The organism is Pseudomonas sp. S3_C06 (genome assembly GCF_054667675.1).
Genome location: NZ_CP162747.1, coordinates 3,889,728 through 3,915,380 on the forward strand (window position 1 = coordinate 3,889,728; position 25,653 = coordinate 3,915,380).

General features: G+C 58.8%; 24 protein-coding genes. 14 read left to right on the forward strand and 10 right to left on the reverse strand.

The features are described from left to right. The first annotated feature begins 121 nt into the window (after positions 1–121). From dnaA to dinD, 5 genes are all read left to right on the forward strand, one after another. On the forward strand, positions 122–1,648 hold the full coding sequence (dnaA, locus tag AB4N44_RS17370) for a chromosomal replication initiator protein DnaA (protein ID WP_127925272.1): 1,527 nt from the start codon (positions 122–124) through the stop codon (positions 1,646–1,648). Between the two features lie 39 nt (positions 1,649–1,687). After that, positions 1,688–2,791, forward strand: a complete 1,104-nt coding sequence (gene dnaN, locus AB4N44_RS17375) for a DNA polymerase III subunit beta (protein WP_007911887.1) — start codon at positions 1,688–1,690, stop codon at positions 2,789–2,791. A gap of 14 nt (positions 2,792–2,805) precedes the next feature. Continuing rightward, entirely contained in the window at positions 2,806–3,909 is a 1,104-nt protein-coding gene (recF, locus tag AB4N44_RS17380; protein WP_003220208.1) for a DNA replication/repair protein RecF, read from the forward strand. Between the two features lie 5 nt (positions 3,910–3,914). Next, on the forward strand, positions 3,915–6,332 hold the full coding sequence (gene gyrB, locus AB4N44_RS17385) for a DNA topoisomerase (ATP-hydrolyzing) subunit B (protein WP_007911885.1): 2,418 nt from the start codon (positions 3,915–3,917) through the stop codon (positions 6,330–6,332). A gap of 203 nt (positions 6,333–6,535) precedes the next feature. Continuing rightward, a complete protein-coding gene (gene dinD / locus AB4N44_RS17390) occupies positions 6,536–7,372 on the forward strand; it encodes a DNA damage-inducible protein D (protein WP_150647479.1) in 837 nt (278 codons plus the stop codon). A gap of 14 nt (positions 7,373–7,386) precedes the next feature. Here dinD and AB4N44_RS17395 read toward each other — a convergent pair whose 3' ends face one another. Next, complete coding sequence (locus AB4N44_RS17395; protein WP_127925274.1) at positions 7,387–8,106, reverse strand: response regulator transcription factor; 720 nt, start codon at positions 8,104–8,106, stop codon at positions 7,387–7,389. Between the two features lie 169 nt (positions 8,107–8,275). On the opposite strand from AB4N44_RS17395, the gene AB4N44_RS17400 reads away from it, so the two are divergent. Further along, positions 8,276–9,808, forward strand: coding sequence for a sensor histidine kinase (locus AB4N44_RS17400; protein WP_127925275.1), 1,533 nt, complete (start codon positions 8,276–8,278; stop codon positions 9,806–9,808). A gap of 168 nt (positions 9,809–9,976) precedes the next feature. Here AB4N44_RS17400 and AB4N44_RS17405 read toward each other — a convergent pair whose 3' ends face one another. The 4 genes from AB4N44_RS17405 to glyQ all read right to left on the reverse strand — a co-directional run bounded on the left by AB4N44_RS17405 (position 9,977) and on the right by glyQ (position 14,388). Next, a complete protein-coding gene (locus AB4N44_RS17405; RefSeq protein ID WP_150749920.1) occupies positions 9,977–10,756 on the reverse strand; it encodes a lysophospholipid acyltransferase family protein in 780 nt (259 codons plus the stop codon). Between the two features lie 83 nt (positions 10,757–10,839). Next, complete coding sequence (gmhB, locus tag AB4N44_RS17410) at positions 10,840–11,379, reverse strand: D-glycero-beta-D-manno-heptose 1,7-bisphosphate 7-phosphatase (protein WP_460108281.1); 540 nt, start codon at positions 11,377–11,379, stop codon at positions 10,840–10,842. A gap of 4 nt (positions 11,380–11,383) precedes the next feature. Beyond that, positions 11,384–13,438: a glycine--tRNA ligase subunit beta gene (gene glyS / locus AB4N44_RS17415; RefSeq protein ID WP_122596850.1), complete on the reverse strand. Its 2,055-nt coding sequence runs from the start codon at positions 13,436–13,438 to the stop codon at positions 11,384–11,386. Next, complete coding sequence (gene glyQ / locus AB4N44_RS17420; protein WP_025112261.1) at positions 13,435–14,388, reverse strand: glycine--tRNA ligase subunit alpha; 954 nt, start codon at positions 14,386–14,388, stop codon at positions 13,435–13,437. The genes glyS and glyQ overlap by 4 nt, the downstream gene beginning before the upstream one ends. Positions 14,389–14,469: 81 nt before the next feature. Here glyQ and AB4N44_RS17425 point away from each other — a divergent pair, with 81 nt between their 5' ends. The 3 genes from AB4N44_RS17425 (at position 14,470) to AB4N44_RS17435 (ending at position 16,301) form a co-directional block, all read left to right on the forward strand. Then, positions 14,470–15,027: a DNA-3-methyladenine glycosylase I gene (locus AB4N44_RS17425; RefSeq protein ID WP_064389686.1), complete on the forward strand. Its 558-nt coding sequence runs from the start codon at positions 14,470–14,472 to the stop codon at positions 15,025–15,027. A 40-nt stretch (positions 15,028–15,067) separates the two neighbouring features. Beyond that, positions 15,068–15,955, forward strand: a complete 888-nt coding sequence (locus tag AB4N44_RS17430) for a lysophospholipid acyltransferase (RefSeq protein WP_008084359.1) — start codon at positions 15,068–15,070, stop codon at positions 15,953–15,955. A 106-nt stretch (positions 15,956–16,061) separates the two neighbouring features. Next, positions 16,062–16,301, forward strand: coding sequence for a PilZ domain-containing protein (locus AB4N44_RS17435; protein ID WP_127925277.1), 240 nt, complete (start codon positions 16,062–16,064; stop codon positions 16,299–16,301). A 1-nt stretch (position 16,302) separates the two neighbouring features. On the opposite strand, the gene AB4N44_RS17440 is transcribed toward AB4N44_RS17435, so the two are convergent. The 5 genes from AB4N44_RS17440 to def form a co-directional block, all read right to left on the reverse strand. Beyond that, on the reverse strand, positions 16,303–16,617 hold the full coding sequence (locus AB4N44_RS17440) for a tetratricopeptide repeat protein (RefSeq protein ID WP_127925278.1): 315 nt from the start codon (positions 16,615–16,617) through the stop codon (positions 16,303–16,305). 139 nt (positions 16,618–16,756) lie between these two features. Then, a complete protein-coding gene (trkA, locus tag AB4N44_RS17445) occupies positions 16,757–18,133 on the reverse strand; it encodes a Trk system potassium transporter TrkA (protein WP_034152201.1) in 1,377 nt (458 codons plus the stop codon). Between the two features lie 22 nt (positions 18,134–18,155). After that, positions 18,156–19,466, reverse strand: a complete 1,311-nt coding sequence (gene rsmB, locus AB4N44_RS17450) for a 16S rRNA (cytosine(967)-C(5))-methyltransferase RsmB (protein ID WP_127925279.1) — start codon at positions 19,464–19,466, stop codon at positions 18,156–18,158. Continuing rightward, positions 19,463–20,422 carry a methionyl-tRNA formyltransferase gene (fmt, locus tag AB4N44_RS17455; RefSeq protein WP_150749924.1) on the reverse strand — a complete coding sequence of 320 codons (960 nt, stop codon included), beginning with the start codon at positions 20,420–20,422 and terminating at the stop codon, positions 19,463–19,465. The genes rsmB and fmt overlap by 4 nt, the downstream gene beginning before the upstream one ends. A 56-nt stretch (positions 20,423–20,478) precedes the next feature. After that, entirely contained in the window at positions 20,479–20,985 is a 507-nt protein-coding gene (def, locus tag AB4N44_RS17460) for a peptide deformylase (RefSeq protein ID WP_007911858.1), read from the reverse strand. A 160-nt stretch (positions 20,986–21,145) separates the two neighbouring features. Between def and AB4N44_RS17465 the strand changes: the two genes are divergently transcribed. From AB4N44_RS17465 to AB4N44_RS17485, 5 genes are all read left to right on the forward strand, one after another. Continuing rightward, positions 21,146–22,171 (forward strand): LysM peptidoglycan-binding domain-containing protein, encoded by a 1,026-nt coding sequence (locus AB4N44_RS17465; protein WP_160037636.1) that lies wholly within the window; start codon positions 21,146–21,148, stop codon positions 22,169–22,171. 80 nt (positions 22,172–22,251) lie between these two features. After that, positions 22,252–23,352: a DNA-processing protein DprA gene (gene dprA / locus AB4N44_RS17470; RefSeq protein ID WP_150749926.1), complete on the forward strand. Its 1,101-nt coding sequence runs from the start codon at positions 22,252–22,254 to the stop codon at positions 23,350–23,352. Between the two features lie 55 nt (positions 23,353–23,407). Continuing rightward, positions 23,408–23,965, forward strand: a complete 558-nt coding sequence (locus tag AB4N44_RS17475; protein ID WP_127925283.1) for an L-threonylcarbamoyladenylate synthase type 1 TsaC — start codon at positions 23,408–23,410, stop codon at positions 23,963–23,965. A gap of 269 nt (positions 23,966–24,234) precedes the next feature. Beyond that, the gene (locus tag AB4N44_RS17480) at positions 24,235–24,903 is read left to right on the forward strand and encodes a GNAT family N-acetyltransferase (RefSeq protein WP_127925284.1); all 669 of its coding nucleotides are present in this window, start codon (positions 24,235–24,237) and stop codon (positions 24,901–24,903) included. Next, positions 24,881–25,615, forward strand: a complete 735-nt coding sequence (locus AB4N44_RS17485) for an iron-containing redox enzyme family protein (RefSeq protein ID WP_460108274.1) — start codon at positions 24,881–24,883, stop codon at positions 25,613–25,615. The genes AB4N44_RS17480 and AB4N44_RS17485 overlap by 23 nt, the downstream gene beginning before the upstream one ends. Positions 25,616–25,653: the final 38 nt, after the last annotated feature.

Genomic DNA, 25,653 nt, shown 5'->3' on the forward strand with positions numbered 1-25,653 from the left:
TCCGATTTAACGCATTGATAAATCATGGTCACCGCGCAACCTGCATGTGGATAAGTGGACGGCTCGCCGCTACAATGGCCGCTTGTTTTTGCCTCACCGGCTTTCAACTTAGGGGATATCCGTGTCAGTGGAACTTTGGCAGCAGTGCGTGGAGCTTTTGCGCGAGGAGCTGCCTGCCCAACAATTCAACACCTGGATCCGTCCACTACAGGTCGAAGCCGAAGGCGACGAGTTGCGCGTCTACGCACCGAACCGCTTTGTGCTGGACTGGGTCAACGAAAAGTACCTGGGCCGCGTCCTTGAACTGCTGGATGAGCATGGCAACGGCATGGCGCCGGCGCTTTCCTTATTAATAGGCAGCAAACGCAGTTCGGCACCGCGTGCGGCACCGAATGCACCGCTGGCTGCCGCGCAGGTTTCCCAGGCCCAGGCAAATGCCGCGTCTGTGAGCGCGCCGGCACCTACGCAAGCGCCAGCACCGGCGGCCAAGCGCTCGACACAAAAAAGCCCCGAAGTCAGTGACGAGCCGTCTCGCGACAGTTTCGACCCGATGTCCGGTGCGGCCTCGCAGCAGGCCCCGGTTCGCGCCGAACAGCGCACCGTGCAGGTCGAAGGTGCGCTCAAGCACACCAGTTACCTGAACCGCACCTTCACCTTCGAAAACTTCGTCGAAGGTAAATCCAACCAGCTCGCTCGCGCAGCAGCCTGGCAAGTGGCGGACAACCCAAAGCACGGCTACAACCCGCTGTTCCTTTATGGTGGCGTCGGCCTGGGTAAAACCCACTTGATGCACGCGGTGGGTAACCACCTATTAAAGAAGAACCCGAATGCCAAGGTCGTGTACCTGCATTCCGAGCGTTTCGTCGCCGACATGGTCAAGGCGCTGCAACTGAACGCGATCAACGAGTTCAAGCGTTTCTACCGTTCGGTGGACGCTTTGCTGATCGACGACATTCAGTTCTTCGCCCGTAAAGAACGTTCCCAGGAAGAGTTTTTCCACACCTTCAACGCCCTGCTTGAAGGTGGCCAGCAGGTAATTCTCACCAGTGACCGCTACCCGAAAGAAATCGAAGGCCTTGAAGAGCGCCTCAAATCCCGCTTCGGTTGGGGCCTGACGGTAGCCGTCGAGCCGCCGGAACTGGAAACCCGCGTCGCGATCTTGATGAAGAAGGCCGACCAGGCCAAAGTCGAGTTGCCGCATGACGCTGCGTTCTTCATCGCCCAGCGCATTCGCTCCAACGTCCGTGAGCTGGAAGGCGCGCTGAAACGCGTGATCGCCCACTCGCACTTCATGGGCCGCGACATCACCATCGAGCTGATTCGCGAATCCCTGAAAGACCTGTTGGCGTTGCAGGACAAACTGGTCTCTGTGGATAACATTCAGCGCACTGTCGCCGAGTACTACAAGATCAAGATTTCCGACTTGTTGTCCAAGCGCCGTTCGCGCTCGGTCGCTCGTCCGCGTCAGGTAGCCATGGCGTTGTCCAAGGAACTGACCAACCACAGCCTGCCGGAAATCGGCGATGTGTTTGGCGGCCGCGATCACACCACCGTGTTGCACGCTTGCCGCAAGATCAACGAACTTAAGGAATCCGACGCGGACATCCGCGAGGACTACAAGAACCTGCTGCGTACACTGACCACTTGATGAACACCAGCGCAGCTTAATAAGGCAAGGGACTAGACCATGCATTTCACCATTCAACGCGAAGCCCTGTTGAAACCCCTGCAACTGGTCGCAGGCGTCGTCGAGCGTCGACAGACCTTGCCGGTACTGTCCAACGTGCTGCTGGTTGTCGAAGGCCAGCAACTGTCGCTGACCGGTACCGACCTGGAAGTCGAGCTGGTCGGTCGTGTGCAACTTGAAGAGCCGGCAGAAACAGGTTCCATCACCGTGCCTGCGCGCAAGCTGATGGATATCTGCAAAAGCCTGCCCAACGATGCGCTGATCGACATCAAGGTCGACGAGCAGAAGCTGGTAGTAAAAGCCGGCCGTAGCCGTTTCACCCTGTCGACCTTGCCGGCCAACGATTTCCCGACCGTTGAAGAAGGCCCGGGCTCGCTGACCTGCAGCCTCGAGCAAAGCAAACTGCGTCGTTTGATCGAACGCACCAGCTTCGCCATGGCTCAGCAGGACGTGCGTTATTACCTCAACGGTATGCTGCTGGAAGTGTCCGAAGGCATCATCCGCGCCGTGGCCACCGACGGTCACCGTCTGGCCATGTGCTCGATGAAAGCCGATATCGGCCAGCCTGATCGCCACCAGGTGATCGTGCCGCGCAAAGGTATTCTTGAACTGGCACGCCTGCTCACCGAGCCGGACGGTAACGTCAGCATCGTTCTGGGTCAGCACCACATCCGCGCGACCACCGGCGAATTCACCTTCACCTCGAAACTGGTCGACGGCAAGTTCCCGGATTACGAGCGCGTTCTGCCGAAGGGCGGCGACAAACTGGTACTGGGCGATCGCCAGGCGCTGCGTGAAGCGTTCAGCCGTACCGCGATTCTGTCCAACGAGAAGTACCGTGGTATCCGTCTGCAACTGGCCAGCGGTCAGTTGAAGATCCAGGCCAACAACCCGGAGCAGGAAGAAGCGGAAGAAGAAGTGGGTGTTGAATACAACGGCGGTTCGCTGGAAATCGGCTTCAACGTGAGCTACTTGCTCGACGTGCTGGGCGTGATGACCACCGAGCAGGTTCGCCTGATCCTGTCCGACTCCAACAGCAGTGCGCTGGTGCAGGAGTCCGACAACGACGATTCGGCTTACGTTGTCATGCCGATGCGTCTGTAATCAGCTGACTCTGGATGTCCTTAAGTCGTGTTTCGGTCACCGCGGTGCGCAATCTGCACCCGGTGACCTTCTCCCCCTCCCCCCGCATCAACATCCTTTACGGCGCCAACGGCAGCGGCAAAACCAGTGTTCTGGAAGCCATTCATCTGCTGGGGCTTGCCCGTTCGTTTCGTAGCACGCGGCTGTTGCCGGTCATCCAGTATGAGCAGCTCGCCTGTACCGTGTTCGGTCAGGTCGAATTGGCCGAGGGTGGCCACAGTGCGCTGGGGATATCGCGTGATCGTCAGGGCGAGTTTCAGATCCGTATCGACGGACAGAATGCCCGCAGCGCCGCGCAACTGGCGGAGATCCTGCCACTGCAGTTGATCAACCCCGACAGCTTCCGCCTGCTTGAAGGTGCGCCGAAGATTCGCCGGCAGTTTCTCGACTGGGGCGTGTTCCACGTCGAACCACGGTTCATGGCCACCTGGCAGCGCTTGCAGAAGGCCCTGCGCCAGAGAAACTCTTGGCTGCGGCATGGTACACTTGACGCCGTTTCGCAAGCGGTTTGGGACAGGGAACTGTGTCAGGCCAGCGCTGAAATCGATGAATACCGCCGCGCTTACATCAAAGCCTTGAAACCAGTCTTTGAACAAACCTTGAGCGAACTGGTTGAGCTCGAAGGTTTGACGCTCAGCTATTACCGAGGCTGGGACAAAGACCGGGAATTGAGCGCCGTACTGGCTGGATCCGTGCAACGGGACCAGCAAATGGGTCATACCCAGGCCGGACCGCAACGGGCTGATTTGCGTCTTAGATTGGGCGCACACAACGCCGCGGATATTTTGTCCCGGGGTCAGCAGAAGTTGGTGGTCTGTGCATTGCGGATTGCCCAGGGGCATCTGGTCAGCCAGGCCCGCCGCGGTCAGTGTATTTATCTGGTGGATGACTTGCCGTCCGAGCTGGACGAGAGCCACCGTCGCGCACTATGCCGCTTGCTGGAAGACTTACGCTGCCAGGTGTTCATCACCTGTGTAGATCACGAATTATTGAGGGAAGGCTGGCAGACGGAAACGCCAGTCGCTCTGTTCCACGTGGAACAGGGCCGTATCACCCAGACCCACGACCATCGGGAGTGAAGGCATTGAGCGAAGAAAATACGTACGACTCAACGAGCATTAAAGTGCTGAAAGGCCTGGATGCCGTACGCAAACGTCCCGGTATGTACATTGGTGACACCGACGATGGCAGCGGTCTGCACCACATGGTGTTCGAGGTGGTCGACAACTCGATCGACGAAGCCCTCGCCGGCCACTGCGACGACATCAGCATCATTATCCACCCGGATGAGTCCATCACCGTTAAAGACAACGGTCGTGGCATCCCGGTAGACGTGCACAAAGAGGAAGGCGTTTCCGCCGCCGAGGTCATCATGACCGTCCTCCACGCTGGCGGTAAGTTCGACGACAACTCCTACAAAGTATCCGGCGGTCTGCACGGTGTGGGTGTGTCGGTAGTGAACGCACTGTCCGAAGAACTGGTTCTGACTGTTCGCCGCAGCGGCAAGATCTGGGAACAGACCTACGTCCACGGCGTACCTCAGGCACCGATGGCCATCGTTGGCGACAGCGAAACCACCGGTACCCAGATCCACTTCAAGGCTTCCAGCGAAACCTTCAAGAACATTCACTTCAGCTGGGACATCCTCGCCAAGCGCATTCGTGAACTGTCCTTCCTCAACTCCGGTGTCGGCATCGTCCTCAAGGATGAGCGCAGCGGCAAGGAAGAGCTGTTCAAGTACGAAGGCGGTTTGCGTGCGTTCGTTGAATATCTGAACACCAACAAGACTGCGGTCAACCAGGTGTTCCACTTCAACATCCAGCGTGAAGACGGCATCGGCGTGGAAATCGCCCTTCAGTGGAACGACAGCTTCAACGAGAACCTGTTGTGCTTCACCAACAACATTCCGCAGCGCGACGGCGGTACTCACCTGGTGGGCTTCCGTTCGGCACTGACGCGTAACCTGAACAACTACATCGAGCAGGAAGGTCTGGCGAAGAAGCACAAAGTCGCTACCACCGGTGACGATGCCCGTGAAGGCCTGACCGCGATCATCTCGGTGAAAGTGCCGGATCCGAAGTTCAGCTCGCAGACCAAAGACAAGCTGGTCTCCTCCGAAGTGAAGACGGCGGTCGAGCAGGAGATGGGCAAGTACTTCTCCGACTTCCTTCTGGAAAACCCGAACGAAGCCAAGCTGGTCGTCGGCAAGATGATCGACGCGGCGCGTGCCCGTGAAGCGGCACGCAAGGCCCGTGAGATGACCCGCCGCAAAGGCGCGCTGGACATCGCCGGCCTGCCGGGCAAACTCGCTGACTGCCAGGAAAAAGACCCGGCACTCTCCGAACTGTACCTCGTGGAAGGTGACTCCGCGGGCGGCTCTGCCAAGCAGGGACGTAACCGCAAGACCCAGGCGATCCTGCCGTTGAAGGGCAAGATCCTCAACGTCGAGAAAGCACGTTTCGACAAGATGATCTCTTCTCAGGAAGTGGGCACCTTGATCACCGCGCTGGGCTGCGGCATTGGTCGCGACGAGTACAACATCGACAAGCTGCGTTATCACAACATCATCATCATGACCGATGCTGACGTCGACGGTTCGCACATCCGTACCCTGCTGCTGACCTTCTTCTTCCGTCAGTTGCCGGAGTTGATCGAGCGCGGCTATATCTATATCGCCCAGCCGCCGCTGTACAAGGTCAAGAAAGGCAAGCAAGAGCAATACATCAAAGACGACGACGCCATGGAAGAGTACATGACGCAGTCGGCCCTGGAGGATGCGAGCCTGCACCTGAACGAAGAAGCCCCGGGCATTTCCGGTGAAGCGCTCGAGCGTCTGGTGAACGACTTCCGCATGGTGATGAAGACCCTCAAGCGTCTGTCGCGCCTGTACCCGCAGGAACTGACCGAGCACTTCATTTACCTGCCGGCCGTGAGCCTGGAAAAGCTCGGCGACCACGCAGCAATGCAAGAGTGGCTTGCCCAGTACGAAGCGCGTCTGCGCACCGTGGAAAAATCCGGTCTGGTCTACAAGGCCAGCCTGCGTGAAGATCGTGAACGTGGCGTGTGGCTGCCAGAGGTCGAACTGATCTCCCACGGCCTGTCGAACTACGTCACCTTCAACCGCGACTTCTTCGGCAGCAACGACTACAAAACCGTCGTCACCCTCGGCGCTCAACTGAGCACCCTGCTCGACGAAGGCGCTTACATCCAGCGTGGCGAGCGCAAGAAAGCGGTCACCGAGTTCAAGGAAGCCTTGGACTGGCTGATGGCTGAAAGTACCAAGCGCCACACCATTCAGCGATACAAAGGTCTGGGCGAAATGAACCCGGATCAGCTGTGGGAAACCACCATGGACCCAAGCGTGCGCCGCATGCTGAAAGTCACCATCGAAGACGCCATTGGCGCAGACCAGATCTTCAACACCCTGATGGGTGATGCGGTCGAACCTCGCCGTGACTTCATCGAGAGCAATGCGTTGGCGGTTTCGAACCTGGATTTCTAACGAATTCTGTTCGGACTTGAAGTAAAAAATAAACCCCGGTGAGTTTTGGCTCATCGGGGTTTATACGTTTCAAGCATCCCTCCATGCATACAAGTCTGCGTCATGATTTGTATGTACATGTTTTCCGGATTGATAACTCCTCGCGTCAGTGCAACGCTCTGTATGGCTACTTTCGACTTATTCATTCAGCAGAGGATTTACCGTTGAGCGAACAGCATCAGACGTTTGAAGGCCTCAAATACCGAACCGACAGTGGAGTGGAGTATTGGTCTGCCCGAGACCTTGCTCCGCTGCTGGAATACAGAACGTGGCGTAACTTCGAGAACGTTATCGCCAAGGCTATACAAGCTTGTGAACACGGTGATCATTCGGTATCCGACCATTTTGTTGAAGCCAGCAAAATGGTCTCCTTGGGGTCTGGTTCTCTGCGAGAACTGAAGGATATCCACCTCTCCCGCTATGCCTGCTATCTGGTTGTCCAGAACGGAGATCCATCCAAGCCCGTCATCGCCGCAGGGCAAACCTACTTTGCGATTCAGACCCGACGTCAGGAGCTGACAGACGATTCCGAATTTCAGAGTCTAAGGGACGATCAGAAGCGTTTGCTGCTGCGCAATGAGTTACGCGAGCACAACAAACTTCTGGTTGAAACGGCACAGCAGGCAGGCGTTGAGACAGAATTGGATTTCGCCGTTTTCCAGAATCATGGATATCAAGGGCTCTACGGAGGACTTGATCAGAAAGCGATCCACCAGCGCAAAGGCCTCAAAAAAAGCCAAAAAATTCTTGATCACATGGGCTCGACTGAACTGGCCGCCAATTTATTTCGGGCGACTCAGGCTGAAGATAAATTACGTCGCGACAGTGTTCAGGGCAAGCAACAAGCTAACGACGTTCACCTGCAGGTTGGTCGAAAAGTCAGAGAGACCATTTCCGAACTTGGCGGCACCATGCCCGAGGATCTTCCAATGCCGGCTACCAGCATCAAGCAGTTGGAATCTGCGATCAAAAAATTGAAGGGTCGAGCCGGAGAAGAGTGAAACAGCCAGAAACATTAGTGCGAGTTCGACACCACACTCTCCAACCGATACCCATACCCATAAATCGTCAACAACTGCCACCCTCGATCCGCCGTCAGCCCGAGCTTGTTCCGCAGGCGATAAATATGCGTATCCAGCGGCCGCGACGACGCCATCTCCTCATGCGGCCAAAACCGTTCATACAGATAATCCCGCGACAACGGTCGACCCAGATTGCTGAACAGACACCGCGCCAGCCGGTACTCGCGCTCGGTCATGACAATCGGCTTTCCCTCGCGGGTAACGGTCAATTCAGCGTCATCAAACGTCAGATCATTAAAGCTCAGCACTTCCGTCGCCGCCGCACGTTGCTGGCTGTGCCGCCGCAATACCGCAGCCACCCGCGCCTTCAGTTCATTTGGCCGAAAGGGCTTGCTCACATAATCATCCGCCCCTGCATTCAACGCCTGAACGATATCGCTCTCGCCATCACGGCTGGTGAGCATGATCGCTGCCGGTGGCGCTTCCATGTGTTCGCGGGTCCAGCGCAGCAGGGCCAGGCCGGTGAGGTCGGGCAGTTGCCAGTCGAGGATCAGCAGGTCGAAGGTTTCCCGGCGCAGTTGGCGCAGCAGGTCTTCACCGCGTTCGAAGCTGTGCAGTGACCACGGCTGTTCGCCGGCATCGGCCATTTGCTGCAGGGTTTGCTCGACCCGGCGCAGTTCGGCGGGTTCGTCGTCCAGAATCGCAACGCGCATTCGCGGTCATTCCTTGTTGCTTGGGCAGTTGGCGGACAACCATAGTCGCTCGGCCCTCGCAGTGAAAGTAAGCAGCCCGCCGTTGGTCGACGTCCGCTATGATTCTTCGGGTCTACGTCTCAGACCTGTGGCCCATGAAACCATTCACCCTGCCCTGGCGTTTTTCCAAATGAACACTAATCGCCGGCGTGAAAGCCGTGAGCCCAGCCAGGTGCAGCGCCTGTTCCGACAGCTGGTGCGCGAGTGGTTGTGGATAAGTCTAGTGCTGTTGCCGCTGACTGCGCTGTTGTCGTATCGCGCGCAGATCAACCTGCACGGTGCGGCTCCCGTCATGGGAGCCATGCTTTCGGTGGGCCTGGTCGCGTGCGTACTTGGTTTGCTGTTGTGGCGTCCGCGCTGGGCATTGTGGATAACGCTGGTTGGTATGGCCGGCGTGCTGCTGACCAGCGCCGGGCTGGCGGAGATGCGTCGCTGGTGGTCGCCGACGCCGGCGGTGTTGGGCATGTTGTTCGGCTATCTGATCTGGAATTGGCGGCGCCTGAGTGTGGTGCTGACTTATTTCGGCTGGGAGCTGACGCGGCTGGATGGAGAGCCGAAGGTTTTCCCCGAACGCCGTCGTACGCAATTCACCGGCGCCGATCGTTTGCAAGGGCAGATCATGGCCCTCGAGCAAGCCATGAGCCGCACCCGCGATACTCGACGCTTCATCGCAGACGGTTTGGAATACTTGCCGGTCGCCACACTGATCAGCGATCCCAAGGGGCAGATCCTGCTGGGCAATCGCAAGGCCCGCGCGTTGTTCGATACTGCATTAGTGGGCGACGACGTCCGCGATCAACTCGCCCGCCTCGGCTATCCGGAATTATCCACAGAGCCACGTCCAGCGTTATCCGCCCTGCCGCTGCTGGAATTCCGTGACCACAAGGAACGCAGCCTGCGCTTGGAACGTGCCGCCCTGCTGCCGGTGGACGGTGACACGCCGATCGGCTGGCTGCTGAGCCTCACCGACCTTAGCGCGGAACGCGCGGCGGAAGAACAACGCAGCGTATTGCTGCGCTTTCTATCCCACGACCTGCGCGCGCCACACTCGGCGATCCTCGCTTTGCTGGATGTGCATCGCCATCAGGCCGGGGCTGATGCGCCGTTGTTCGAACAAATCGAACGTCAGGTGCGCCGCGCGCTGGATCTGACCGACGGTTTTGTTCTGTTGGCGCGAGCCGAGTCTGAGACTTACCAATTTCAACCGACGTTGTTCGCGATGCTGGTGCTCGACGTGCTGGATCAAGCGTTGCCCATTGCCCAGCAGAAACGCATCGAGTTGCTGCATGACATGGATGAAGAGTCGCAGGAACGTCTGATCAATGCCGATCAAGGCTTGCTGACCCGCGCGCTGTTCAACCTGCTGGAAAACGCGATCAAGTACAGCCCGGCCGACACCACGATCACCCTGCGGGTCCGTTGCCGTGAGGAATGGTTGCACTGTGAATTGATTGATCAAGGCAAAGGCATCGCCGCCGATGAATTGCCGGATCTGTTCAGTCAGTACCGCCGTTTTTCCTCCGCCCAAGGCATCGATGGCGTGGGGCTGGGCCTGTCGATGGTCAAAGCGGTGGTTGATCACCATGGCGGTAAAATCGAATGCCGCAGCGTGGTCGATCAAGGCACCACGTTCCTACTGGAGTTACCGCTGATTCACGAATGATCAGCCACAAAAAAACCGGCTATATCAGCCGGTTTTTTTACATCCGAAAAAAACTTATGCACCTTTTACGGTGTTTTATGAGCTTGAGAAATATATAAGTAAATCAATCGCTTACTATCAATATTCAAGCGTTTTCAACAAAACCGTACACAGGTTATCCACAAAATCTCAGACAGCTACCTGATCGCTTGCAGCCGGTGCTTGCGGGGCTGGTGGCAGCGAGCCCATTTCGCGCTGAGTCTTCTCGTTCCAGGCTTGCACGCGGTCGTTCAGCTCGGCGATGGCGCGCGGGCCTGTACCTTCGGCATACATCGGCTCGCCGATGACTACGGTGATCACCCCGGACTTCTTGCCCCAACCGATTTTCGGCCAGAACTTGCCGGCATTGTGTGCAATCGGCAGCACAGGAAGTGCCGCATTCACCGCCAACGCGCTACCACTGCGAGAGAACTTGCCGACAGTGCCAAACGGTACACGTGTGCCTTCCGGAAAGATCAGCACCCAAACGTTGTCCTTCAGCAGTTCATCACCCTTGGCCGCGACTTGCTTCAGCGCCGCTTTCGGGTTGTCGCGGTCAATCGCGATCGGTCGCAGCATGGCCATGGCCCAGCCGAAAAACGGCACGTAGAGCAGTTCGCGCTTGAGCACCTGGCTCAACGGCGAGAAATAAGCAGAGAGAAAGAATGTCTCCCAAGTGCTCTGGTGGTTCGACTGAATCACGCAGGGCCGGTCAGGCACGTTTTCCGCGCCTTTGATTTCGTAACGGATACCGAGAAACACCTTGGTCAACCACAAGGCGCAACGGCACCAGTACACGTTGATAAAACGATAGCGCGCCTTGAACGGCAGAAACGGCGCGATAAAAAAACTCAAGCTGCACCACAACAGGGAAGTGGTGCCCAGCAGCAGGTAAAAGAGAAAAATTCTGATGGCCCGCAGTATCGACATAGTGACGTTTACCGTTACGGGGCAATGCCCGAGTGTTCAAGCGCACTCCCGATCAATCCCTGGTCAGGAACTTCAGAAGTACTCTAGTTGTGGATAAGTTCTGCGGCAATCGCCGCCAGATCGTCAAAAATCAGAGTGCCAACCGGCAGGGTTTTGCCCTGAGTCTTTGCGCCTTTTCCGGTCTTTACCAAAACTGGCTGTGAATCGACGGCTTTGGCGGCCTCCAGGTCACCAAGGCTGTCGCCGACGAACCAGACATTGGCCAACTCGACGTTGTAATGCGCCGCGATGGTTTTCAACATCCCGGGTTTCGGCTTGCGGCAATCGCAGCCTTCGTCCGGCCCGTGCGGGCAATACACGATCAGCCCGACTTCACCGCCCTGCTCCGCCACCAGCTCGCGCAACCGCGCGTGCATGGCATCCAGGGTGGCGAGGTAGTAATAGCCGCGAGCAATGCCCGACTGGTTGGTGGCCACCGCCACCGTCCAGCCGGCCTTGCTCAACTGCGCAATCGCCTCGATCGAGCCGGGCAACGGAATCCACTCCGCCACTGACTTGATGTAAGCGTCGGAGTCGTAATTGATCACTCCGTCCCGATCGAGAATCAGCAGTTTCAACAGCAATCCCTCAACCCAGCAGCGAAATGTCGGCAACACCGAGGAACAGGCCACGCAGACGCGCCAGCAGCGCGTAACGGTTGGCCCGCACATTGGCGTCGTCGGCATTGACCATCACCGCGTCGAAGAACGCATCCACCGGTTCACGCAATGCCGCCAGGCGTGCCAGCGATTCGTTGTACTGACGCGCCGCGGCCATTGGCTGTACGGCCTGATCCGCTTGTTGAATCGCCGAGTACAGCGAGAACTCGTTGGCGTTGTCGAAATACTTGGCTTGCACCTCGGTCGGTACCGCGCCTTCGAGTTTGCTCAACAGGTTCGACACACGCTTGTTCACCGCCGCCAGCGCTGCCGCTTCCGGCAGTTTGCGGAAGGCCTGCACCGCTTGCACACGCTGATCGAAGTCCAGCGCCGAACCCGGCTTCAGGGCACGTACCGACAGGTAAGTGGCGACTTCAACGCCTTCGTCTTCGTAACGTGCACGCAGACGGTCGAAGATGAATTCCAGCACGGACTCGTTGAGGCCGGCAGCCTTGACCTTGGCACCGAACGCGGCCACGGCGAAAGCCACGGCGTCGTTCAGATCCAGATCGAGTTTTTTCTCGATGAGGATACGTAGCACGCCGAGTGCCGCACGGCGCAGGGCATACGGGTCTTTGCTGCCGGTTGGCAGCATGCCGATACCGAAGATACCGACCAGGGTGTCGAGCTTGTCAGCGATCGCGACGGCCGCACCGGTCAGGGTGGCCGGCAGTTCTGCACCGGCACCGCGTGGCATGTACTGCTCGTTCAGCGCCAGTGCGACATCTTCTGGCTCGCCATCATTGAGGGCGTAGTAGTAACCGGCGACACCTTGCATCTCCGGGAACTCGCCGACCATCTCGGTGGCCAGGTCGCACTTCGACAGCAGGCCAGCGCGGGCAGCCCACGAAGCGTTGCCGCCGATGCGAGCGGCGATGTACGCAGCCAGTTTCGATACGCGCTCGGCCTTGTCGTAGACGCTGCCGAGTTTTTCCTGGAACACCACGTTCTTCAGGCGATCATTGAAGGCTTCGAGTTTCTGCTTCTTGTCCTGCTTGAAGAAGAACTCGGCGTCGGTCAGGCGTGGTCGAACCACTTTCTCGTTACCGGCGATGATCTGCTGCGGGTCTTTGCTTTCGATGTTGGCCACAGTGATGAAACGTGGCAGCAACTTGCCGTCGGCATCCAGCAGGCAGAAGTACTTCTGGTTGTCCTGCATGGTGGTGATCAGCGCTTCTTGCGGCACGTCGAGGAAGCGTTCCTCGAACGAACACACCAGCGGCACCGGCCATTCAACCAGTGCGGTCACTTCGTCGAGCAGCGCCGGCGGAACGATTGCCGTGCCTTCCTGACGGGTCGCCAGCTCTTCGGTGCGCTTGCTGATGATCTCGCGACGCTCGTTGGCGTCGGCCAATACATAAGCGGCACGCAGGTCGGCGAGGTAGCTCGACGGCGAACCGATGCGCACGCTTTGCGGGTGATGGAAACGGTGACCACGGGAATCACGGCCAGCCTTTTGCGCGAGGATGGTGCAGTCGATGACCTGGTCACCGAGCAGCATCACCAGCCATTGGGTCGGACGCACGAACTCTTCCTTGCGCGCTCCCCAACGCATGCGTTTCGGAATCGGCAGGTCGTTCAGCGAATCTTCGACGATGGTCGGCAGCAGGCTCGCGGTCGGCTTGCCGGCGATGCTCTGGCTGTAGCGCAGTTTCGGGCCGCTCTGGTCGATTTCGCTCAGATCAACGCCGCACTTCTTGGCAAAGCCCAATGCTGCCTGAGTCGGGTTGCCATCAGCGTCGAACGCCGCCTGACGTGGCGGGCCGTCGAGGTTGATGCTGCGATCCGGCTGCTGGGTAGCCAGCGCGGTGATCAGCACAGCCAGACGACGCGGCGCGGCGTAGACGGTTTTAGTCTCGTAGCTCAGGCCAGCGGCTTGCAGGCCCTTGTCGATACCGGCGAGGAACGCCTCAGCCAAAGTGTTCAGGGCTTTCGGTGGCAGTTCTTCGGTGCCCAGTTCAACCAGAAAATCTTGCGCACTCATTGTGCTGCCTCCAGCTTGGCCAGTACTTCGTCACGCAGGTCCGGGGTCGCCATCGGGAAGCCCAGCTTGGCGCGTGCCAGCAGGTAGGCTTGCGCAACGGAACGCGCCAGGGTGCGTACGCGCAGAATGTATTGCTGACGCGCGGTCACCGAGATCGCCCGGCGCGCATCCAGCAGGTTGAAGGTGTGCGAGGCCTTCAACACCATTTCGTAGCTCGGCAACGGCAGCGGCTGGTCGAGTTCGATCAGGCGCTTGGCTTCGCTTTCATAGAAGTCGAACAGTTCGAACAGTTTGTCGACGTTGGCGTGTTCGAAGTTGTAAGTGGACTGCTCCACTTCGTTCTGGTGGAACACGTCGCCGTAGGTGACTTTGCCCATCGGGCCGTCAGCCCAGACCAGGTCGTAGACCGAATCCACGCCTTGCAGGTACATGGCCAGACGCTCGAGACCGTAAGTGATCTCGCCGGTCACCGGGTAGCACTCGATGCCGCCCGCCTGCTGGAAGTAAGTGAACTGGGTCACTTCCATGCCGTTCAGCCAGACTTCCCAGCCCAGACCCCAGGCGCCGAGGGTCGGCGATTCCCAGTTGTCTTCGACGAAGCGAATGTCGTGAACCAATGGGTCCAGACCGACATGCTTGAGCGAGCCCAGGTACAGTTCCTGGAAGTTGTCCGGGTTCGGCTTCAGGACGACCTGGAACTGATAGTAATGCTGCAGACGGTTCGGGTTTTCACCGTAACGGCCGTCAGTCGGACGGCGGCTTGGCTGCACGTAAGCGGCGTTCCAGGTTTCCGGGCCGATGGCGCGGAGGAAGGTCGCGGTGTGGAAAGTGCCGGCGCCTACTTCCATATCGTAGGGCTGAAGTACCACGCAACCTTGCTCGGCCCAGTATTGCTGGAGCGCGAGGATCAAGTCTTGGAAGGTACGCACGGCTGGCGTAGGCTGGCTCACGAAATTCACCTGTTTCTTGGGCTGCGATTTAAAGAGCGAGAGTATACCCGATTCATTGCTGCGCACGCCCCCTGGAGCCTTATGCCACGCTGCTTTTGGTGTACCGAAGATCCGCTGTACATGGCTTATCACGACCAGGAGTGGGGCACGCCGCTACGCGATGCGCAGGGTTTGTTCGAGTTGCTTTTGCTCGAAGGGTTCCAGGCCGGGCTGTCCTGGATCACCGTGCTGCGCAAACGTGAGCGTTATCGCGAGGTGTTGTTCGGCTTCGACGTGCAGCGTGTGGCGCAGATGAGCGACGCTGAAATCGACGAGTTGATGCTCGATCCGGGGATCATCCGCAACCGCCTCAAACTCAATGCCGCCCGCCGTAATGCCCAGGCCTGGCTGGCGCTGGAGGATCCGGTGGGGTTCCTCTGGTCGTTTGTTAACGACCAACCGATCATCAATCATTTCAAGGATCGCAGCGAAGTCCCGGCGATCACCCCCGAAGCGCTGGCGATGAGCAAAGGCCTGAAAAAGGCCGGGTTCACGTTCGTCGGCCCGACCATTTGCTATGCGCTGATGCAGGCCTCGGGGATGGTCATGGACCACACCCAGGACTGCGACCGCTACGCGCAGCTCGTCAACGGCGGTTAGAATGGCCGCCTCGCGCACCGCACAAAATCAGGAGTGACCTGTGGAAAAGTTTAAAGGCGCCTTGCTGGTAGGCGCTCTGCGGCTGTTTGCCCTGCTGCCATGGCGGGCCGTGCAGGCCGTGGGTTCGGCGATCGGCTGGATCATGTGGAAAACCCCCAACCGCTCCCGCGACGTGGTGCGGATCAACCTTGCGAAATGTTTTCCACAGATGGACCCGGCCGAGCGTGAGCGTCTGGTCGGTCAGAGTCTTAAAGACATCGGCAAGTCGTTGACCGAAAGCGCCTGCGCGTGGATCTGGCCGGCGCAGCGCTCGATCGATCTGGTGCGCGAAGTCGAAGGCCTCGATGTGCTGAAAGACGCCTTGGCCTCGGGCAAAGGCGTGGTCGGCATCACCAGCCACCTCGGTAACTGGGAAGTGCTCAACCACTTCTATTGCAGCCAGTGCAAACCGATTATTTTCTACCGTCCGCCGAAGCTCAAGGCTGTGGATGAATTATTGCGTAAACAGCGCGTGCAACTGGGCAACAAGGTCGCCGCTTCGACCAAGGAAGGCATCCTCAGCGTCATCAAGGAAGTGCGCAAAGGTGGTGCAGTGGGCATTCCCGCTGACCCGGAACCGGCCGAATCCGCCGGGATCTTCGTACCATTCTTCGCCACGCAAGCGCTGACCAGCAAATTCGTGCCGAACATGCTCGCCGGTGGCAAAGCCGTTGGCGTGTTCCTGCATGCGCTGCGCCTGCCCGACGGTTCCGGCTACAAAGTGATCCTCGAAGCCGCGCCCGAAGCCATGTACAGCACCGATACCGCCGAATCCTGCGCCGCCATGAGCAAAGTGGTCGAGCGCTACGTAGCCGCTTATCCAAGCCAGTACATGTGGAGCATGAAGCGCTTCAAGAAACGTCCGCCGGGCGAAGAACGCTGGTACTGACGAAAGTGGCACACTCTGTGGATAACCTGTAGGAGCTGCCGAAGGCTGCGATCTTTTGATCTTGCTTGAGGTTATCCACAACCCGTTCATTCAAGGGCGCGTAAAGATGTCCGAACAACGCAAATCCTTCCGCATCAAGATTACCCACGACAGCTTTGGCGAATGCCTCGGGCAGACGCGCAACCTGTCGCCTACCGGGGTGTTTGTGCAGCATCCGGTTTTGGCTTCTTTGCCCAAAGGCGCGGTGGTTTACGGCCAGGTGCAGGATTTACCCACAGGCGCGCCACGGGTGCGGATGGAGGTGGTGACGGTAGATGCCGACGGTATCGGTCTTCGCTACCTTTGACTCATTGCGCCTGACGATCGAGCTTCTTCAGAAACACCGTCATTTCCTTCTCGGCCTGCTTGTCGCCGTGGGCGCGGGCCGCTTCCAGACCTTGTTCCCACGCCTGACGTGCGGCGGCGCTATCGCCCAGCGCCAGCTGCGCCTTGCCCAACAGCTTCCAGGCTGCCGAATACTTCGGATCAAAACCGACACAGCGCTGGAAATGCTCGGCAGCCTTGGCGTTTTCGCCCAGATCCAGATAACCCTTGCCCAGGCCGAAGCGCAGCAATGAGTTATCCACACCCTTGGCGAGCATTTTTTCCAGGGATTCGAGCATTTTTGCACCCTCGTTAATGTGATCGTTCCCACGCTCCGCGTGGGAATGTAGCCCGGGACGCTCTGCGTCCCAATAGCGGGACGCAGAGCGTCCATTGAGGCATTCCCACGCGGAGCGTGGGAACGATCAATAATCCGGATCAGAAGAAGCTCAACCCCACATGAAACAGCTTCTCCACATCGCGAATATGCTTTTTATCCACAAGGAACAGAATCACGTGGTCGCCCGCTTCGATCACCGTGTCATCGTGGGCGATGATCACTTGTTCATTGCGGATCACCGCACCAATCGTAGTGCCCGGTGGCAGACCTATCTTCTCGATCGGCTTGCCAATCACCTTGCTCGACTTCGCATCACCGTGAGCAATCGCCTCGATCGCTTCGGCGGCACCGCGACGCAATGAGTGCACGCTAACGATATCGCCACGGCGCACGTGGGCCAGCAGGGTGCCGATGGTCGCCAGTTGCGGGCTGATGGCGATGTCGATATCGCCGCCCTGGATCAGGTCGACATAGGCCGGATTGTTGATGATCGTCATGACCTTCTTCGCCCCCAGCCGTTTCGCCAGCAGCGACGACATGATGTTGGCTTCGTCATCGTTGGTCAGGGCGAGGAAAATGTCGGCGTCGGCGATGTTCTCTTCCAGCAGCAGATCACGGTCGGAGGCGCTGCCCTGCAACACCACGGTGCTGTCGAGGGTGTCGGAGAGATAGCGGCAGCGCGCCGGGCTCATCTCGATGATCTTCACCTGATAACGACTTTCGATGGCTTCCGCCAGACGCTCGCCGATCTGCCCGCCGCCCGCAATGACGATGCGTTTGTAGGTTTCGTCGAGACGGCGCATTTCGCTCATCACTGCGCGAATATTCTCACGGGCAGCGATGAAGAAGACTTCGTCATCGGCCTCGATCACCGTATCGCCCTGCGGCAGGATTGGCCGGTCACGGCGGAAAATCGCGGCGACGCGGGTTTCGACATTCGGCATGTGCTCGCGCAACTGACGCAATTGCTGACCCACCAGCGGCCCGCCGTAATAGGCACGCACCGCCACCAGTTGCGCCGCGCCTTCAGCGAAGTCGATCACCTGCAAGGCGCCCGGATGCTGGATCAGGCGCTTGATGTAGTTGGTCACCACTTGCTCGGGGCTGATCAGCACGTCGACCGGAATCGCTTCGTTCTGGAACAGCTGTTCCTCGCGATTCAGATAAGACGCTTCGCGCACCCGGGCGATCTTGGTCGGGGTGTGAAACAACGTGTGGGCAACCTGACAGGCGACCATGTTGGTCTCGTCGCTGTTGGTCACCGCCACCAGCATGTCGGCGTCGTCGGCGCCGGCCTGACGCAGCACCGACGGCAGCGAGCCACGGCCCTGTATGGTGCGGATGTCGAGACGGTCGCCGAGGTCGCGCAGGCGCTCGCCGTCGGTGTCGACCACCGTAATGTCGTTGGCCTCGCTGGCCAAATGCTCGGCCAGCGAACCGCCGACCTGTCCCGCACCGAGGATGATGATTTTCATCCAGTCACTCCGTTGAATCCGTTTAGCCGCGCGCGGCAGCGATCTTGATCAGCTTGGCGTAGTAGAACCCGTCATGCCCGCCCTGCTGGGCCAGCAATTGGCGACCATGGGGCTGCTTGATCCCGGCGCTGGTGGCCAGATCCAGTTCGCGGGCACCCGGCGTACGCTCGAGGAACGCGGCGATGACTTCGGTGTTCTCGGTCGGCAGCGTCGAGCAGGTGGCGTACAGCAGGATGCCGCCGACTTCGAGGGTTTTCCACATCGCATCGAGCAGCTCGCCTTGCAGTTGCGAGAGGGCGACGATGTCGTCCGGCTGACGGGTCAGCTTGATGTCCGGATGACGGCGGATCACCCCAGTGGCCGAGCACGGGGCATCGAGCAGGATGCGCTGGAACGGTTTGCCATCCCACCACTTCTCGATATCGCGACCGTCAGCGGCGATCAGTTCAGCGTTCAAGCCGAGGCGCTCAAGGTTTTCTTTAACGCGCACCAGCCGTTTGGCTTCCAGATCCACCGCTACCACGCCGGCCAGCGCCGGTTCGGCTTCGAGGATGTGGCAGGTCTTGCCACCGGGCGCGCAGCAGGCGTCGAGCACACGTTGACCCGGCGCCAGATCGAGCAGGTCGGCAGCCAGTTGAGCGGCCTCGTCCTGCACACTGATCCAGCCTTCGGCGAAACCCGGCAGGCTGCGTACGTCGGCAGCGGCCTCGAGAATGATGCCGTCGCGACTGTAAACACACGGCGTCGCGGCAATTCCGGCTTCAGTCAGCAAGCCGAGGTAAGCGTCACGGCTGTGATGACGGCGGTTGACCCGCAGGATCATTGGCGGATGCGCGTTGTTCGCCTCGCAGATGGCTTCCCACTGTTCCGGCCAGAAGGCTTTCAGGGATTTCTGCAGCCAGCGCGGGTGAGCGGTGCGCACCACCGGATCACGTTCCAGTTCGGCGAAAATCGTTTCGCTTTCGCGTTGGGCATTGCGCAGCACGGCGTTGAGCAGGCCTTTGGCCCATGGCTTTTTCAGCTTGTCGGCGCAACCGACGGTTTCGCCGATGGCGGCGTGGGCCGGCACGCGGGTGTAGAGCAATTGGTAGAGACCGACCAGCAGCAGCGCTTCAACATCGGCGTCGGCAGCCTTGAACGGTTTCTGCAGCAGTTTCTCGGCCAATGCCGAAAGACGTGGCTGCCAGCGCGCGGTGCCGAAGGCCAGATCCTGAGTGAAACCGCGATCGCGATCCTCGACCTTGTCCAGTTGCGTCGGCAGTGAGCTGTTCAGCGAGGCCTTGCCGCTGAGCACGGCGGCGAGTGCCTTGGCGGCGGCCAGACGCGGATTCATTGCGCGTCCACCGCTGCGCCGAGCACGGTGCCAACCGCGAACTTCTCACGACGGCTGTTGAACAGGTCGCTGAAGTTCAGCGCTTTGCCGCCGGGCAGTTGCAGGCGGGTCAGGCACAGGGCTTGTTCGCCGCAGGCGACGACCAGACCGTCCTTGCTGGCGCTGAGGATTTCACCCGGGGCGCCTTTGCCGTCGGCGAGCGTCGCCGCCAGCACTTTCAGCGCTTCACCGTTAAGGGTGCTGTGGGTGATCGGCCATGGATTGAAGGCGCGTACCAGTCGCTCCAACTCAACCGCCGGACGGCTCCAGTCGATGCGTGCTTCGTCTTTGTTCAGCTTGTGCGCGTAGGTGGCGAGTTCGTCGTTCTGCACTTCGCCTTCCAGCGTGCCTGCGGCGAGACCGGCAATCGCTTGCACCACGGCCGGCGGGCCCATTTCGGCGAGGCGGTCATGCAGGCTACCGCCAGTGTCTTCAGCGCTGATCGGCGTGACGACCTTGAGCAGCATCGGTCCGGTGTCGAGGCCGGCCTCCATGCGCATCACCGTGACGCCGCTCTCGGCATCACCGTGTTCCACAGCGCGTTGAATCGGCGCCGCACCGCGCCAGCGTGGCAGCAAGGACGCGTGACTGTTGATGCAGCCCAGACGCGGAATATCCAGCACCACTTGCGGCAGGATCAGGCCGTAGGCGACCACCACCATCAAGTCCGGTTTCAGCGCAGCCAGTTCAGCCTGGGCGTCGGCGTTACGCAAAGTCGGTGGCTGCAACACCTGGATATTATTTTCCAGGGCCAGCTGTTTGACCGGGCTCGGCATCAGTTTTTGCCCGCGACCGGCCGGACGATCCGGTTGGGTGTAGACCGCAACGATCTCGTAAGGGCTGTTCAGCAGGGCCTTGAGGTGTTCGGCGGCGAATTCCGGGGTGCCGGCAAAAACGATGCGCAGTGGCTCAGTCATGAAGGGAGTCTCATAAAAGAAAAAGGCTTGCCGCAGCAAGCCTTTGAAGAGGGGCATCAAGCGTTCTGGCGGTGCTGCTTTTCCAGTTTCTTCTTGATCCGGTCGCGTTTGAGCGTGGAAAGGTAATCGACGAACAATTTGCCGTTGAGGTGGTCGCATTCGTGCTGGATGCACACGGCGAGCAGGCCTTCGGCGATCAGCTCATAAGGCTTGCCGTCGCGGTCCAGCGCCTTGATCCTGACCTTTTGCGGGCGATCGACGTTTTCGTAGAAACCCGGTACCGAGAGGCAGCCTTCCTGGTATTGGTCCATTTCTTCGGTCAGCGATTCGAACTCGGGGTTGATGAACACCCGCGGCTCGGTGCGGTCTTCGGAAAGGTCCATCACGACGATACGTTTGTGCACGTTGACCTGGGTCGCGGCAAGGCCGATGCCCGGCGCTTCATACATTGTTTCAAACATGTCATCGACCAACTGACGCACTTCGTCGTCCACTACAGCCACAGGCTTGGCGATAGTGCGCAGACGCGGGTCCGGGAATTCGAGGATGTTTAAAATGGCCATAGGCTTTGATTGCTGCACACGTTGAGTAAAGTCGGGCGATGGCCTGGCAGGTCCGAAGATGCAGGCTACCGTTGTGAAGCGTAGCTTGTGCATTTTGCACAAGCGAGCCACGGGGGCTCTGACGGTTCACGCGAATGCACATGATAAAGGGATTCACCGCATGAGGAAAACACTACTCGCCCTGCTGCTGTTGGCTTCGGCCGGCGTGGCGCAAGGGCAAGTGCAACTCAGGGATGGTTTTCCACAGCAATACACGGTGGTTTCGGGGGACACGCTCTGGGACATTTCCGGCAAATACCTGCGCGAGCCCTGGCAGTGGCCACAACTGTGGCGGGCCAATCCGCAAATCGAAAACCCCAACCTGATCTATCCCGGCGACACGCTGACCCTCAGTTATGTCGATGGCCAGCCACGTCTGACCCTCAATCGCGGCGAGTCGCGCGGCACCATCAAACTGTCGCCAAGAATCCGCACCAGTCCGGTGGCCGAAGCGATTCCAAGTATTCCACTCAAGTCCATCAACAGCTTTCTGCTGAGTAACCGCATCGTCGACAAGGTCGAAGATTTCGACAAGGCGCCGTACATTGTCGCCGGCGATGCCGAACGCGTGCTCAGCGGCACCGGTGACCGTATCTTCGCACGTGGCCATTTCGACCCCAATCAGCCGGTTTACGGGATCTTCCGTCAGGGCAAGGTCTACACCGATCCTGAGACCAAAGAGTTTCTCGGGATCAACGCCGATGACATTGGCGGCGGTGAAATCGTCGCCACCGAAGGCGACGTCGCCACCCTCGCCCTGCAACGCACCACCCAGGAAGTGCGCCTCGGCGATCGTTTGTTCAGTGGCGAAGAACGCTCGATCAATTCGACCTTCATGCCCAGCGCGCCCACCAGCAGCATCAACGGCGTGATCATCGACGTGCCGCGCGGCGTCACCCAGATCGGCGTGATGGACGTGGTCACGTTGAACAAGGGCAAGCGCGACGGTCTGGCCGAAGGCAATGTGCTGGCGGTGATGAAGACCGGGGAAACCGTGCGCGACCGTGTCACCGGTCAACCGCTAAAGATCCCCGACGAACGCGCCGGGTTGCTGATGGTGTTTCGCACCTACGACAAACTCAGCTACGGCCTCGTTCTCAACGCATCGCGCTCGCTGGCGGTGCTCGACAAGGTACGAAATCCGTAAGCAAGCTTCACAAGTTACCAACAGAGTTATCCACAGCTTGTTCCGAATGGTTCGGGGCTTATAACGATCAAGGATGATCCATGATGATGTCTGCCTCCACGCCGGTTTCCCCGGCGGAACTGGAAGCGCGCCTGCGCCTCCACCGCTTGCCGGATGTCGGCCCGAAGCGCTTTGCCAAATTGCTTGAAGCCTTCGGCTCGGCCTCCAAAGCCATCAGCGCTCCGGCCAGTGCGTGGCGTTCGTTGGGTTTGCCGGCGACGTGCGCCGAAGCGCGGCGCTGTCCAGACGTTCGCGACGGTGCCAGCCATGCAATGCGCTGGCTAGAGCGGCCAGAGCATCATTTGCTGATGTGGGATCAAGCCGATTACCCGGCGCTGCTGGCGCAGATTCCTGATCCGCCGCCAATGTTGTTCGTTGCCGGTGATCCGCTGATTCTTGAGAAACCGCAACTGGCGATGGTGGGTAGCCGTCGCGCGTCGCGTCCGGGAATGGACACCGCCGCAGCGTTTTCTCGCAGCCTCGCCGGGGCCGGTTTTGTCATCACCAGCGGGTTGGCGTTGGGTATCGATGCCGCTGCGCATCAGGCCGCTCTGGATGTTGGCGGGCTGACCGTGGGCGTACTCGGCACGGGGCTGGAAAACTTTTATCCACAGCGCAATCGACGCTTGGCTGATGCGATGATTGCGTCCGGTAGCGCGGTGCTTTCGGAGTTTCCCCTGGACGCCGGGCCGACCGCGAGCAACTTCCCGCGCCGCAATCGCATCATCAGCGGTTTGTCTCTCGGCGTGCTGGTGGTCGAGGCCAGCGTTGCCAGCGGATCATTGATAACGGCAAGGCTGGCGGCGGAACAGGGGCGCGAGGTTTATGCAATTCCCGGCTCCATCCACCACCCCGGCGCGCGGGGTTGTCATCAGTTGATTCGTGATGGCGCGGTATTGGTGGAAACCATCGAACACATCCTCGAAGCACTGCGCGGCTGGCAGCATTTGCCGTTGTCCACAGACGCTCCGAAAGTCGATCATCCGTTACTCGCCTTGCTCCATGCCGCGCCGCATACCAGCGAGGGATTGGCTGACAGCAGCGGCTGGGCTTTACCCAAAGTCCTGGCCGCTCTGACCGAACTGGAAATGGATGGCCGTGCGGTGTGCGAAAACGGTCGCTGGTTGGCCAGGACGCGCTAGGTTTTACAAGGAAGATCGGTAAACTGCGCGAAACCTGTTTGCGGAGAGTTTTTTCATGGTTAACAGTTGGCGTGTGCAACAAGCCGCACGAGAGATTCGCGCCGGGGCGGTGATTGCCTATCCAACCGAAGCCGTCTGGGGGCTGGGTTGCGACCCGTGGAACGAAGAGGCAGTGGATCGGTTGCTGGCGATCAAGAATCGTTCGGTGGTCAAAGGGCTGATCCTGGTCGCCGACAACATTCGCCAGTTCGATTTCCTGTTCGAAGACTTCCCGCAAGAATGGATCGACCGCATGGCCAGCACCTGGCCAGGGCCGAACACCTGGCTGGTGCCGCATCAGGGCTTGTTGCCGGAATGGGTCACCGGCGTGCACGACACCGTGGCACTGCGGGTCAGCGATCACCCGCAAGTGCGCGATCTGTGCTCGATGGTCGGGCCATTGATTTCGACCTCTGCCAACCCGCAGGGTCGCCCGGCAGCGCGCACGCGTTTACGGGTTGAGCAATATTTCCGTGGTCAGGTCGATCTGGTGCTGGGTGGCAGTCTCGGCGGGCGGAAAAACCCTAGCGTCATTCGCGATCTGGCGACGGGTAAGGTCATTCGTCCCGACTGACCTGTTTTTCTGCCTTCTGCTCTTGAACTCCTCGACTGTTTAGGCGAGGAGTTTTTTTCTGTCTGCGATTTATCCTTGGTCAATCTCCATAACTTAAACAATCTGTTGTTTATGTTGTACTGCTGCGTGTCAGATAAATCGATAAGTTAGAAGTTTCAGTAACTTTTCCCACGTCATTATCAGAAGTCGCGCAGTGGCGATATTTCTAAAAGCATCCATTATTTCAATGCGCTCAGAAACTTCGATAAGTTAACGTCTGCGGAGAAGGAATGGATACTACGAACTTGCAACTCAAGGATTATCTGCAGGGGCTTCAAGAGACATTAACCAGGCAGCATGCCGATTATCGTATTGTTATTCTCGATGCGGGGTCAGATGCCAGCGAGTTTGAACGATTCATCGGTCGGCAGTTTCGTCTGCGATTAAAGCATTACATGCTGACGTCCAGAGCCCGGGCACTTGAAACAAGGCTGGCGATTTCATCGCGCAGTACGCATTTTCTGTTGTATCAGCGCGATCAACTGACGGCGGTTTTGCGAGTGACCCCTTCGCCGTTCGAATGGGCTTCGCTGGCGCACCAGTATGTTTCTCCGACCGTGGCGCTGGCGCGCCATGTCGAGTTCAGTCGCTTGATCACGCATTCCCAACAGCACCGGCCGGTGCCGACCAACGCGTTGCTTGCAGCCGCCACCGAATGGGCGATCGATCGTGGCTATCAAGGTGTGACGGCCTTGTGTCGATCGCCACAACGGCGACTGTTCCAGCGCTTTGGCCTGACCCCGATCACTTCCAACTCACTGCATATCGAACACCGCGCACGCGGAGATTACTGGCTGCTGTCTGCGCAGTGGCGGCAAATCCTCACAGCGCTGCAACAACCTTTCCCCATGAACGGCACCTACCCGGAGAATCGCGATGAATGCGTCCGTCAGTTTTGAACAACAGCTGATTCTGCTCGATCAGCGCATCGAAAAAGCGTGGGCCGATATTCTGGATAACTCCCGGCTGGTCAAGGCTATCCGCGAGGGCAGTGTTTCCAGAGCGTTATATGCGATCTACATGATCGAAACCTTTCATTACACCACACACAATGCCCGGAATCAGGGGTTGGTCGGTGTGCGACATGCCGATAATCCTGTTTATGCGAAGTTCTGTTTTGAACATGCAGCACAAGAAGTCGGTCATGAAAAAATGGCCCTGCACGATGTCATGAGTCTGGGATTGAAAAATGAAGTATTTGATATGCCACAGGCACTTCCAGCGACGGAAGTATTGATCGCTTATTTGTACTGGATTTCTTTTACCGGTAATCCGTTACAACGGCTGGGATACAGTTACTGGGCGGAAAACGCTTATCACTTTATTACTCCGCTGATCGACAAGCTGAGTGAAACGCTGGCGCTGAAACCCGCTCAACTGACGTTCTTCATTGCTCATTCGGACATCGATGTCGAGCACTTCAATGAGATCAAACTCATCCTGCAGCGAACCTGCAAGCGTCAGGCTGACTGGGATGCCATTGCCACCGTGATGGAAACCAGTCTGCGCCTGACCGGCAACATGCTCGAAGCCGTTTATGAGCAGTATGAAGCCTGGCAAAACGGCCTCGCGCCCCGTTACGAATTCCTCCATGCCCTGGATAAATCATGACGCCTTCACGTTTATTTTCACGTTGGTCAGGCGGAGGT